This window comes from Streptomyces sp. NPDC006326 (assembly GCF_040612915.1).
Lineage (GTDB): Bacteria > Actinomycetota > Actinomycetes > Streptomycetales > Streptomycetaceae > Streptomyces.
The window spans coordinates 203,513-215,848 of sequence record NZ_JBEXRC010000006.1 but is presented as its reverse complement, the minus strand read 5'-3'; the positions used below and the strand labels follow the sequence as shown (position 1 = coordinate 215,848).

Sequence of the window (12,336 nt, the reverse complement as noted above, 5' to 3'; positions counted from 1 at the left end):
GACAACGCCTCCGTACCGTCGCATCCGAAGGGCAGCGGATGAGCGGTGCAGGGAACGGAGGCGGTCTGAGATGGCGCACGGCGAGGTACTCGGGTTCGAGGAGTACGTACGCACTCGGCAGGACGCGCTGCTGCGCAGTGCCCGGCGCCTGGTTCCGGACCCCACCGACGCACAGGACCTCCTCCAGACGGCCCTCGTCCGCACCTACGGCCGCTGGGACGGCATCGCCGACAAGTCCCTCGCCGACGCCTACCTGCGCCGCGTCATGATCAACACCCGTACCGAGTGGTGGCGCGCCCGCAAGCTGGAGGAAGTCCCCACCGAGCAGCTGCCCGACGCCTCCGTCGAGGACGGCTCCGACCAGCGCGCCGACCGCGCCCTGCTGATGGACATCCTCAAGGTGCTCGCACCCAAGCAGCGCAGCGTGGTCGTGCTGCGACACTGGGAGCAGATGAGCACCGAGGAGACGGCCGCGGCGCTCGGGATGTCGGCGGGTACCGTGAAGAGCACTCTGCACCGCGCACTGGCCCGCCTCCGGCAGGAGTTGGAGAGCCGGGACCTGGACATGCGCGCGCTGGAGCGCGGTGACCACCGCGGAGACCACACCATCCGGTACGAGGGGCGTGAGCGGTGCGTGGCCTGATGGGCCGAAGTCCGGATCAGAGTCCGAGCCAGGGTCCGGGGCAGGATCCGGGCCGGAGTCCGGGCAGAGGCCCGGGCCGGCCTCCGGGCAGAGGCCCCGGCCAAAGCCTGAACGGCAAGAGCTCTTTCGTACTGATGTCGGCGGGGACGGTCGTCCTCGCCGGCACCGTGCTGTTCGCGGCCGGATGCTCCGGCGGCGGCACCGGGCTGCGCGACGGGGGACCCGCGCGGACCGAGTCCGTGGGCAAGACCAGTGCCCCGGCCACCCCGCCCGACCACGTCCCGGCCTCCGCGGAGCCCTCCGTCAAACCCGCCCGGAACGTCGACCCGGTCGCCCTGCTGCGGGCGGACCCCAAGGTCAGCGCCGAAGTGAAACGGGATCTCAAGCCCTGCAGCGGCAAGGAGTACCCGGTCGACGTGAGCTACGGGAAGATCACCGGGAGCAGCGCCGTCGACATCGTGGTCAACGTGCTGTCCTGCGCCGACGCGCTGGGCCGCGGCTCGTACGTGTACCGGGGGGACGGCACGACGTACGAGAATGTGTTCGCCGACGAGACGCCCCCCGTCTACGCGGAGATCGACCGGGGCGAGCTCGTGGTCACCAAGCCGGTGTACGCGAAGAGCGACACGCTCACCTATCCGTCGGGCGAGGACGTGATCACGTACCACTGGGGCGGGGAGGCGTTCGCCGAGCAGGACCGGGTGCACACCGACTACAGCAACATCGACGGCGGAGGCCAGCCCGCCCCGGCGACCAGCCAGAAGAACTGACACCACCAGAAGCACCGCGAAGCGAAGAACCGAGGCGAGGCGTGCGCATGGCCGAGACCCATGTCCTGTTCGTGGAGGACGACGACGTCATCCGTGAGGCCACGACCCTGGCGCTGGAGCGCGACGGGTTCGTGGTCACCGCCATGCCCGACGGCCTGTCCGGCCTGGAGTCCTTCCGGGCCCGGCGGCCGGACATCGCGCTGCTCGACGTGATGGTGCCCGGCATGGACGGCGTCAGCCTGTGCCGGCGCATCCGCGACGAGTCCACCGTCCCGGTGATCATGCTGTCCGCGCGGGCCGACTCGATCGACGTGGTGCTCGGCCTGGAGGCGGGAGCCGACGACTACGTCACCAAGCCCTTCGACGGCTCGGTCCTCGTCGCCCGCATCCGTGCGGTGCTGCGCCGCTTCGGCCACGCGGGCGGCCCGCAGAACGGCGCTGCGGGGCCCAACGGCGAGGACCCGGACGAGGAGCAGGGGGTGCTCGTCTTCGGCGACCTGGAGGTCGACACCGAGGGCATGGAGGTCCGCCGGGCGGGCGACCCGGTGGCCCTCACCCCGACGGAGATGCGCCTGCTGCTGGAGTTCTCCTCCTCCCCCGGCACCGTGCTGTCGCGCGACCGGCTGCTGGAGCGGGTCTGGGACTACGACTGGGGCGGCGACACCCGCGTCGTGGACGTCCACGTCCAGCGGCTGCGCACGAAGATCGGCCAGAACCGGATCGAAACGGTCCGGGGCTTCGGATACAAGCTCAAGGCATGAGGCGCTTCACCCTCCGCACGGGGATCCGCTGGAAGATCACACTCGCCATCGCCGCGGTCGGCGCGCTCGTCGCCGTGGCGCTGAGCCTGGTGGTGCACAACGCTGCCCGCGTGTCGATGCTGGAGAGCGCCCGCGACGCCCAGCTGGAACGCGTGCAGTTCATCGCCCGCTACGCCGAAGCCGGGCGCAAACTGCCGTTCGGCGCCAAGCTCAACGACCCGGAGCTGCCGGGCGAGCTGCGCGAGAAGGCCCGGTCGGGCCGGCGCGGGACCTACATCCAGGAGCACCCGAGGGCGGTCCCGGAGGTCTGGGCCGCCGCGCCGCTGGGGAACGGCCAGGTGCTGTCCCTGCACAGCGCGTTCAAGGAGAGCGCCAACCTGGTCCGCGACCTGGACCGGGCCCTGGTCGTCGGCTCGCTGTCCGTGGTGATCGCCGGTTCGGCGCTCGGCGTGCTGATCGGCGGGCAGATCTCCCGCCGGCTGCGCAAGGCCGCCGTCGCGGCCCAGCGGGTGGCGCACGGGGACCCCGACGTACGGGTCCGGGACGCGGTCGGCGGCGTCGTACGGGACGAGACCGACGACCTGGCCCGGGCCGTGGACGCCATGGCGGACACCCTCCAGCAGCGGCTGGAGGCCGAGCGGCGGGTGACCGCGGACATCGCGCACGAGCTGCGGACCCCGGTGACGGGCCTGCTGACCGCGGCGGAGCTGCTGCCTCCGGGGCGGCCGACCGAGCTGGTGCTGGACCGGGCGCGGGCGATGCGGGCGCTGGTCGAGGACGTGCTGGAGGTGGCCCGGCTGGACAGTGCCTCCGAGCGGGCGGAGCTCCAGGACGTGGCCCTCGGCGAGTTCGTGAGCCGGCGGGTGACGGCGCTGATTCCGGAGGCGTCCGTACGGATCGTCGCCGACGAGGTGGTGAGCACCGACCCGCGCCGGCTGGAGCGGATCCTCGGCAACCTGCTGGCCAATGCCTCGCGGTACGGGCGGCCGCCGGTCCAGGTCGACATCGAGGGCCGGGTGGTACGGGTCCGGGACCACGGGCCGGGCTTCCCGGAGGCGCTGCTGCGCGAGGGGCCGAGCCGGTTCCGGACCGGGTCCACGGACCGGGCCGGGGTGGGCCACGGGCTGGGGCTGACCATCGCGGAGGGCCAGGCCCGGGTACTGGGCGCCCGGCTGACGTTCCGCAACGTGGCGGCGCCCGGCGGTACCGACCGCGCGGGGGCGGCGGCGGGCGCGGTGGCGGTGCTGTGGCTGCCGGAGCACGCGCCGACGGTGACGGGCAGCTTCCCGGTGATCCGGCTGCCGGGGTGACCGGCCTCGGGGTGTGACGGGGCTCGGTGACGGGCTTCGGGGGGTTGCGGCTCGGGCGGGGTGACGGCTTGCGGCGGCCGTTCCAGCGGGACCGGGCCGTTCGGCCCGGCGGGCCCGTGTTTTAGCATCCCTGGCATGACCGACGGTACGCATCCCTCCAGCCACCCTCAGCCCGAGCCCGCCCCGGGGAACGGGGGCTACGGGTTCCCGCCGGTCCCCCCGGCCCCGGGCAGCGGCTACGGCTTCCCGCCCGGCGCGCCCGCCGCCGGCGGCGGCTTCGGCCCGCCGCCGCAGGTCCCGCCCGCGGACGGCGGCGGCTACGGGTACCCGCAGCAGGGCGCCGCCCCGCCGAACCCGTACCAGCCGAACCCGGTCGGACAGCCGCAGCCGTGGGCCCAGGGGCTGCCGGTCCAGAGCACGCAGCCGCCGGTCGGGCCGGCGCCCGTACCGTTCCCGCCGCAGTCGGACCAGCCGGACTGGGAGGCCATGGCCGACCGTTCGGCGGCCGAGCAGCGCAAGAAGCGGCTGTGGATGATCGGCGGCGGCGTGACCGTACTGCTGCTGCTCGCCGGTGGTGGAACGTTCCTGCTGCTGGGCGGCGACAAGGGCGAGGACGAGCCGGTGGCCCAGCCCTCGGTGTCGACCTCGGCCTCGCCCTCCCCCAGCGGGTCCAAGAGCAAGGCCCCCGTCGACAACACCCCCACCGTCAAGGACGACCCCACCCGGATCCGGGACCGCAGCGGCAAGGCCCCGCTGAAGATGGGGCCGGACGCCGGGGTGTTCCCCATCGACAAGCGCTTCGAGCTGCGGACGAAGGGCAACGAGAACTCGTACGCCGAATCCGAGAAGCGCGTCGTGGACACGTCCAAGAGCTTCACCGTCTCGGCCCACGTCTGGAACCGGGCTCCGAAGGGGCGGCAGATCGCCGTCAGCCAGGGCAACGAGAAGTCCTTCTCGTTCGAACTGGGCCTGGACCAGGTGAACGGCAAGCCGAACTGGATCTTCCGCGTCCAGACGGGCGACCAGGGCGCGGAGGCGACCACGGTCACCGTGACCGGCGAGAGCCCGAAGATGGAGAAGACCTTCTCCACGCTGACGGCCACCTACGACGCCGAGCGCAAGCTGATCGCCCTGTACGTGAACGGGAAGAAGAGCGGCGAGGCGCCGGTCCCGGGCATCTACCAGGCCCAGGGGCCGCTGGAGATCGCCCGCTCGCGCCACGAGGACAAGTGGACGGCCCCGTGGAGCGGCGCCATGGAGACCCTGCAGACGTACGACGCGCTGCTCTCGCCGGCACAGATCGACACCCTCAAGCCGGGCCGCGTCGACGCGAAGACCAAGCCGGCGGGCTCGTGGCTGCTGTACTGAGCCCCGGCCCGGAGGGGCCCGGAACGGGGCTCAGGCAGCGGGGCCCGGCAGCGGGCGTACCGCGGAGGGTCAGAGGGTGACGCCGGCGCTGCGCAGGAAGGCCACCGGGTTCACGGCGGAGCCGTAGTTCGGGGTGGTCCGGATCTCGAAGTGCAGGTGGGGGCCGGTGGAGTTGCCGGTGTTGCCCGACAGCGCGATCTGGGCGCCCTTGGAGACCTTCTGGCCGATCCGGACCTGGATCTTCGAGAGGTGCGCGTACTGCGAGTACGTGTTGTTCGCGTGCTTGATCACGATGGCGTTGCCGTAGGCCGGGCCGTCACCGCCGCCGTTCGGGCCGGCCTTGACGACGACACCGTCGTGGACGGCCTTGACGGGGGTGCCGACGGGGCAGGCGAAGTCCTGGCCGGAGTGCTTGTGCGACCACAGGTTGCCGCCCTTGCCGAAGGTCGCGGACAGCGTGTAGCGGGCGACCGGCTTCTGCCAGGAAACGGTCTTCGAGGCGGCGGAGGCCTGGGCGGCGGCCTGGGCCGCGACCAGCTGGGCGGTGCCCGTCAGGGTGGGGGCCTCGTCGGCGAAGGCGGCGGTCGTCCCGGCACCGAGAGCCAGGGCCGCACCGAGAGCGGTGGCGCCGATGGCAAGACGGGTACGACGGGTGCTGACGCGCTTCGCGGACATAGGAGGACCTCCGGGGCCGGGGACAGGAGCGGTTCGCGGGCTCCGGCCCGCTGGGGCACGAAGCGACCCGGCACGCTGAGCGGGGTGCCGGGCTTGCCCACCCTTGGTAACCCGTGTCCCGGCGCATCCTCAAACCTCCCTTTTACTACGGGGGCTCGTAGGTGCGGAGTGTGACGCAGTCCCGCTTGACCGGGCCCTTCCAGGGGCAACGTGGGGGACAAATCGGACACTGGATCTACGAAAGGTTCTAGTAGGTCCTTTTTGCCCTGTGCGGCTTGTCACCGCCGAGCCCCCCTTTGGATCTCCACGACCCACCCCGCCGGGGCGTCCTGGACGATCCCCCGGCCCGCGCCGCACCCCCTTGCCCACAGGCGGCAAGGGCCCCCGGCAGCCCAGGCCGGCGCCCCGGGCCGCAGGCGTGCTTCCCGGCCACCGGGCGGCCACTGCCTCGGTCAGAGGCCAGGCCTCTTAGGGCCCTGCGGCACCGCGCGCCTGCAGGCGGGTTCCCTACCCACGGGCGGCGACTCCGCAGGGTGCGACGCCGACATCCCAGGCCCCGTCCCGGCCGGCGCCCCCGCCCGCGTCCAGCGGGCCGGCAGCCGCCCGGGGCCCACGGAGCCGGCTGTCGGTTCACCGCCGTCGGCGACCGGAGGCCCGCCACGCCGGCCGGCGCACCGCCGCGCACCCGGCCACGAAGGGGGGCGGCGGAACCCGGCGCCCCGGCCGGCGGGCCGCGGGCCGACGCACGGCAGCGGCAGCCGGTCGACTTGGTCCGGCCCTGCGCGGGCCCGATGGAGGCCGAGCATCGGCGCGGGTCCCCCTGGGGAGGCTGCTGCGCAGGCGGCTCCAGCCTGCGCCGCCGGGAGGATGCCGACGCGGGTCGTTCGGCGCAGCTCCCGGTCGGCGGATGTGCCGCGCTCTAGCCCAGGGCAGAGGCCGAGTACGGGCGACCACGGGCGCCCTGGCCGCGGCAGCGACGGGCCCGGGGCCACGCAGGCCCGCCGCGGCCCTCCACCCGCATCCGCGCGACTTCCCCCCGGTGGCACGTCGGGTGCAGGCGGACGGCCGGCCCCCACGTCAGCGCCGCCGGCTCACCGCGCCCGACCAGCACACGGCTGCACTACCCGAGCCCGCACAAGAGCGGGTGGCACACCGCCGCGCCACCAAAGGCCGGCGGGGGCGAGCCACAGCTGCCCCTGATCGCCGTAGCGGGGCTCCCCAGGGCCGCCCCAGCCCCGGGGAGCCCGCCCAGGCACCGGCCCGCCCCTGGCTGCTGCGAGCCACTCCGGCGCACGGCGCGGAACCCGGGCCACAGAAGGGGGCGGCGGACCCGGCGCCCCGGTCGGCGGGCAGCCGGCCGACGCACGGCTGCGGCAGCCGACGCGGACCCGGCGCCGCCGTCAGCGGCTCGTCATGCCCGTCGGCGCACGGCCGCGGCACCCGGCCGTAAGCGAAACCCCCGCCGCACGGCTGCGACGACATACGGGGCGCCAAGGCACATAGGCCGGGGGTCCGGCGCCGCGGGTTGTGGGCAGCGGCTCGCCAGGCCGGGCAGTGCAGGGGCCGGGCACGGGAAAGGGGCGGCCCCGGAACCGTGGTTCCGGGGCCGCCCCTTCGTGCATGCCGAGCGGCAGCGGTTACGCGCCCTTGCTCAGGTCCGGGCCCGAGCCCGTGGCCTCGATCGGGGGGAGGTCCGGCAGGGCCGACTTCTCCTCGCCGCGGAAGGTGAACTTGGCCTCCTCGCCGTCACCCTCCTTGCCGACGACCACGATGTGACCGGGGCGCAGCTCGCCGAAGAGGATCTTCTCCGACAGGATGTCCTCGATCTCGCGCTGGATGGTCCGGCGCAGCGGGCGGGCGCCCAGGATCGGGTCGTAGCCCCGCTTCGCGAGCAGGAGCTTGGCGTCGCCGCTCAGCTCGATGCCCATGTCGCGGTCCTTCAGGCGCTCGTCGACCTTGGCGATCATCAGGTCGACGATCTGGATGATGTCTTCCTGCGACAGCTGGTGGAAGACGACCGTGTCGTCGACGCGGTTCAGGAACTCCGGCCGGAAGTGCTGCTTGAGCTCTTCGTTGACCTTCGCCTTCATCCGGTCGTAACCGGTCTTGACGTCGCCCTGGGCGGCGAAGCCCAGGTTGAAGCCCTTGGAGATGTCCCGCGTACCCAGGTTGGTCGTCATGATGATGACCGTGTTCTTGAAGTCCACGACCCGGCCCTGGGAGTCGGTCAGACGACCGTCCTCCAGGATCTGGAGCAGGGAATTGAAGATATCCGGGTGCGCCTTCTCGACCTCGTCGAAGAGGACGACGGAGAACGGCTTCCGGCGCACCTTCTCGGTGAGCTGGCCGCCCTCTTCGTAGCCCACGTAGCCGGGGGGCGAACCGAAGAGACGGGAAACCGTGTGCTTCTCGCTGAACTCGGACATGTCGAGCGAGATCAGCGCGTCCTCGTCGCCGAAGAGGAATTCGGCGAGCGTCTTGGAGAGCTCGGTCTTACCGACACCGGACGGGCCGGCGAAGATGAACGAGCCACCCGGGCGCTTCGGGTCCTTCAGACCCGCACGGGTACGGCGGATCGCCTGGGAAAGCGCCTTGATGGCGTCCTTCTGGCCGATGACCCGCTTGTGGAGCTCGTCCTCCATGCGGAGCAGTCGCGAGGACTCCTCCTCGGTGAGCTTGAAGACGGGAATGCCGGTCGCGGTCGCGAGGACCTCGGCGATCAGCTCGCCGTCGACCTCGGCGACGACGTCCATGTCGCCGGCCTTCCATTCCTTCTCGCGCTTGGTCTTCGCCGCCAGCAGCTGCTTCTCCTTGTCACGGAGAGACGCCGCCTTCTCGAAGTCCTGGGAGTCGATGGCCGACTCCTTGTCGCGCCGCACGCCCGCGATCTTCTCGTCGAACTCGCGGAGGTCCGGCGGTGCGGTCATCCGGCGGATGCGCATCCGGGAGCCGGCCTCGTCGATCAGGTCGATCGCCTTGTCCGGCAGGAAGCGGTCCGAGATGTACCGGTCGGCCAGCGTCGCCGCCTGGACGAGGGCCTCGTCCGTGATGGAGACGCGGTGGTGGGCCTCGTAGCGGTCGCGCAGGCCCTTGAGGATCTCGATCGTGTGGGGGAGGGAAGGCTCCGCCACCTGGATCGGCTGGAAGCGGCGCTCAAGAGCCGCGTCCTTCTCAAGGTGCTTGCGGTACTCGTCGAGGGTCGTGGCACCGATGGTCTGGAGCTCACCACGGGCCAGCATGGGCTTGAGGATGCTGGCGGCGTCGATCGCGCCCTCGGCGGCGCCCGCACCCACGAGGGTGTGGAGCTCGTCGATGAACAGGATGATGTCGCCGCGGGTGCGGATCTCCTTGAGGACCTTCTTCAGGCGCTCCTCGAAGTCACCGCGGTAGCGGGAGCCCGCGACCAGGGCGCCCAGGTCCAGGGTGTAGAGGTGCTTGTCCTTGAGGGTCTCGGGCACCTCGCCCTTGACGATGGCCTGGGCCAGGCCCTCGACGACGGCGGTCTTGCCGACGCCGGGCTCGCCGATGAGGACCGGGTTGTTCTTGGTGCGGCGGGACAGCACCTGCATGACCCGCTCGATCTCCTTCTCGCGCCCGATGACCGGGTCGAGCTTGGATTCGCGGGCGGCCTGCGTCAGGTTGCGGCCGAACTGGTCCAGGACGAGCGAGGTCGAGGGGGTGCCCTCGGCCGGGCCGCCGGCCGTCGCCGACTCCTTGCCTCCGCCGGAGTATCCGGAGAGCAGCTGGATGACCTGCTGCCGGACCCGGTTGAGATCGGCGCCCAGCTTCACCAGGACCTGGGCGGCGACGCCCTCGCCCTCGCGGATCAGGCCGAGCAGGATGTGCTCCGTGCCGATGTAGTTGTGGCCGAGCTGGAGGGCCTCTCGGAGCGAAAGCTCCAGGACCTTCTTCGCCCGCGGGGTGAAGGGGATGTGCCCGGACGGGGCCTGCTGGCCCTGGCCGATGATCTCCTCAACCTGCTGGCGAACAGCCTCGAGCGAAATCCCGAGGCTCTCCAGGGCCTTAGCGGCGACACCCTCACCCTCGTGGATCAAGCCCAGGAGGATGTGCTCGGTGCCGATGTAGTTGTGGTTGAGCATCCGGGCTTCTTCCTGAGCCAGGACGACAACCCGCCGCGCGCGGTCGGTGAACCTCTCGAACATCGTTTATCGCTCCTCAGAGCGGTCGGGCAGTTCGGGGTCGGTCCCCGCCCTGTCCTTCCGCATGCTAGTCCCGCGGGGCGGGACAGCTCATTCCAACTGCCGACATCCGTCCGCGGCTCACCCCCGTGTGCGGGGGGAAAACCAGCTTCAACAGCCGACAACTGCTCCAACCCGATGGTGCGAGACGATGTTCCCGCAGGCCAGGCAGATACCCGTCACAGGTGTACGCCGATGGCGAACGGAACCCGTCCAAATCAGCGTGTCGCCCCCCATCCACTAGGAATGTCTTACCCGCAAGGTCTGACACTCCATGCCGGGGGCACCGGTTCCCTCCGCTGAGGGCGAACAGGAATCTGTCCCGAATGTGGGACTCCGCCTCGATGGACCTTTACGTTCCGCACCGAGTCCGGTGCTGAACGTAACCCGGGGCCCTCTCGGGAGTTGCTCCGGGCATGGCCCTCACCGTTCCGCCGCCACGCGTCACGCCCGAGGATGCGCACACGGATACGAACACCCGTGCGTACGCCGCCTGGTACGAGCGCGTGCTCGGCTGGAGCACCGCGGGCGGTCCGCCCGCCCAGCTGATCACCGGGATCGGGTTCGACGTCCTGGAGCTTCCCGCCGACGCGGGGGCGGAGCTGCTGCGCAGGCCGGTCGCGACCGGTCCGGTGGCGCTGATGGGCCGCAGGATGCGCTTCCTGGTGGCCGCCGGCAGCGCGGAGGAACTGGAGGGGCTGCTCGACTGGCTGGAGTGGGGCGGGGTCGCCCTCGATCTCGGCGCCGTCGGTACGGGAGGCCGGATCACGGCCCCGGTTCCTCCAGGCTATCCCGTGGTGGGGAGTCCCCGGGGGGCCGCCGTGTGGCTGCGACCCCCCGAGCAGGGGTGTGAAGCACTGCTGCCGTCCCTGCCCGGTCCCGGGCAGGGAGCTGCCGGGCCCGCGCGCGGGCCCGATCTCGTACGCCTGGTGGCCGCGGCGGCGACGGAGTGCCACCGGGCCCGCCTGCGTCGGCGTACGCCGCTACGGGGTGCCGCGGGTCAGCCCTTGGCGTTCTCGTAGGCGTCGCGGATGTCCTGCGGGACGCGCCCGCGGTCGTTGACGTTCATCCCCTGGGCCTTGGCCCACGCGCGGATCTCGGCGGTGTCCGGGTTGCCCGAGGGCGCGGCCGCCCGGCCCTTGGTGCGGCCGGCGGCGGCACGGCCACCGGTACGGCGGCCGCTCTTGATGAACTGCTCAAGCGCGCCACGGAGCTTTTCCGCGTTGGCGGTGGTGAGGTCGATCTCGTAGGTCTTGCCGTCCAGAGCGAACGTCACGGTCTCGTCCGCCTCGCCACCGTCGAGGTCGTCGACAAGAAGGACCTGAACCTTCTGTGCCACCGGATTTCCTTTCATCGAAAAGCAGTACGCGGAAAGGAAACCGCTTTTCCCAGGAAAACACAAACCCCCCGGGAGAGGTTCGAGACCGCAACGGGGCGGGAAACGTGCGCGATTCGGACATAGGCCACAGGTGTGCGGAGCACGGGAAAAGCCGCCGTGATCGTTCAGAGGTGCAGAAGCATCCGGCTGTTGCCCAAGGTGTTCGGCTTCACTCGTTCGAGACCGAGGAACTCGGCGACACCCTCGTCATAGGAACGCAGGAGCTCCATGTACACATCGGTCGCGACCGGGGTCTCGCCGATCTCGACGAAGCCGTGCTTGGCGAAGAAGTCCACTTCGAAGGTCAGGCAGAAAACCCTGCTGACGCCCAGAGCCCGGGCCGTGTCCAACAACTGCTGGAGCAGTTGGTGGCCGACTCCGCCGCCCTTCAGCGTGCGGTCGACGGCGAGAGTGCGGACTTCGGCGAGGTCTTCCCACATGACGTGGAGAGCGCCGCAGCCGACCACCTCGCCGTCGGAGTCGCGTTCCGCGACCCAGAACTCCTGGATGTCCTCGTAAAGGACGACGGGGGCTTTGTCGAGGAGGATCCGCTGCTGCACGTACTGGTCGAGCAGGCGGCGCAGCGCGGGAACATCACCGGTGCGGGCACGGCGGATCGTCACTGTTTTTGCTTCTGCAGCGGAAAACTCAGCCATGCCCGGACGCTATCGCCCCGGCTCGGCCGGGCGCCCGGCGGAGTCGTCTTCGGCGGGAGGCGCCCCGGGAGCGACTTCGGGGGCGGCTTCGGGGGCGGCTCCGGCGGCCGCCGCGGGGGCCGCTTCCGCATGCGGGCCGGGGTGGGCCTCCGGCCCTGACTCGTCGTCGTAGCCCACGATCCGGAAGGCGTCGCGAAGGGCTTCGCGCTGCTCCGCGGACATCATGCCGAAGAAGGCCACGAGCGCGGCGGCGGGGTTGTCGCTCGTCGACCAGGCTTCGTTCATCAGTGCGGCCGAGTAGGCGGCGCGGGTGGAGACCGCGGTATATCGATAGGCGCGGCCTTCGGCTTCCCGGCGGACCCAGCCCTTCTGATGGAGATTGTCCATAACGGTCATGACCGTCGTGTAGGCGATGGACCGTTCCTGCTGAAGGTCTTCCAGGACTTCCCGGACGGTGACCGGGCGGTTCCACTGCCACACCCGCGTCATGACCGCGTCTTCGAGTTCTCCCAGGGGGCGAGGCACAACAGCACGATAGTGCGGGTTGTGCGGAATTGCCCGACTATTCCGGGGGCA

At 71.4% G+C, this 12,336-nt stretch carries 11 protein-coding genes; 6 read left to right on the top strand and 5 right to left on the bottom strand.

The window, feature by feature from the left end:
• Positions 1 to 70 precede the first annotated feature (70 nt).
• From ABZ128_RS07590 to ABZ128_RS07570, 5 genes are all read left to right on the top strand, one after another.
• Positions 71 to 643, top strand: coding sequence for a SigE family RNA polymerase sigma factor (locus tag ABZ128_RS07590; RefSeq protein ID WP_356846673.1), 573 nt, complete (start codon positions 71 to 73; stop codon positions 641 to 643).
• Positions 644 to 777: 134 nt separating this feature from the next.
• Positions 778 to 1,413 (top strand): hypothetical protein, encoded by a 636-nt coding sequence (locus ABZ128_RS07585; RefSeq protein WP_356846671.1) that lies wholly within the window; start codon positions 778 to 780, stop codon positions 1,411 to 1,413.
• Between the two features lie 47 nt (positions 1,414 to 1,460).
• Positions 1,461 to 2,174, top strand: coding sequence for a two-component system response regulator CseB (cseB, locus tag ABZ128_RS07580; RefSeq protein WP_356846669.1), 714 nt, complete (start codon positions 1,461 to 1,463; stop codon positions 2,172 to 2,174).
• Positions 2,171 to 3,484 carry a two-component system sensor histidine kinase CseC gene (gene cseC, locus ABZ128_RS07575; protein ID WP_356846668.1) on the top strand — a complete coding sequence of 438 codons (1,314 nt, stop codon included), beginning with the start codon at positions 2,171 to 2,173 and terminating at the stop codon, positions 3,482 to 3,484. The genes cseB and cseC overlap by 4 nt, the downstream gene beginning before the upstream one ends.
• Before the next feature lie 135 nt (positions 3,485 to 3,619).
• A complete protein-coding gene (locus ABZ128_RS07570) occupies positions 3,620 to 4,852 on the top strand; it encodes a LamG-like jellyroll fold domain-containing protein (RefSeq protein ID WP_356846666.1) in 1,233 nt (410 codons plus the stop codon).
• Between the two features lie 69 nt (positions 4,853 to 4,921).
• Here ABZ128_RS07570 and ABZ128_RS07565 read toward each other — a convergent pair whose 3' ends face one another.
• Complete coding sequence (locus ABZ128_RS07565) at positions 4,922 to 5,527, bottom strand: M23 family metallopeptidase (protein ID WP_356846664.1); 606 nt, start codon at positions 5,525 to 5,527, stop codon at positions 4,922 to 4,924.
• Positions 5,528 to 7,164: 1,637 nt separating this feature from the next.
• Positions 7,165 to 9,690 carry an ATP-dependent Clp protease ATP-binding subunit gene (locus ABZ128_RS07560; RefSeq protein WP_356846662.1) on the bottom strand — a complete coding sequence of 842 codons (2,526 nt, stop codon included), beginning with the start codon at positions 9,688 to 9,690 and terminating at the stop codon, positions 7,165 to 7,167.
• A 452-nt stretch (positions 9,691 to 10,142) separates the two neighbouring features.
• Here ABZ128_RS07560 and ABZ128_RS07555 point away from each other — a divergent pair, with 452 nt between their 5' ends.
• Positions 10,143 to 10,748: an SCO3374 family protein gene (locus ABZ128_RS07555; RefSeq protein WP_356846660.1), complete on the top strand. Its 606-nt coding sequence runs from the start codon at positions 10,143 to 10,145 to the stop codon at positions 10,746 to 10,748.
• On the opposite strand, the gene ABZ128_RS07550 is transcribed toward ABZ128_RS07555, so the two are convergent.
• The 3 genes from ABZ128_RS07550 to ABZ128_RS07540 form a co-directional block, all read right to left on the bottom strand.
• Positions 10,727 to 11,065, bottom strand: a complete 339-nt coding sequence (locus ABZ128_RS07550; RefSeq protein WP_356846658.1) for an Lsr2 family protein — start codon at positions 11,063 to 11,065, stop codon at positions 10,727 to 10,729. The two genes, ABZ128_RS07555 and ABZ128_RS07550, sit on opposite strands and share 22 nt — an antisense overlap.
• 164 nt (positions 11,066 to 11,229) lie before the next feature.
• Entirely contained in the window at positions 11,230 to 11,760 is a 531-nt protein-coding gene (locus ABZ128_RS07545) for an amino-acid N-acetyltransferase (protein ID WP_356846656.1), read from the bottom strand.
• A 9-nt stretch (positions 11,761 to 11,769) separates the two neighbouring features.
• Positions 11,770 to 12,285 carry a BlaI/MecI/CopY family transcriptional regulator gene (locus ABZ128_RS07540; protein ID WP_356846654.1) on the bottom strand — a complete coding sequence of 172 codons (516 nt, stop codon included), beginning with the start codon at positions 12,283 to 12,285 and terminating at the stop codon, positions 11,770 to 11,772.
• Between the last annotated feature and the right edge of the window lie 51 nt (positions 12,286 to 12,336).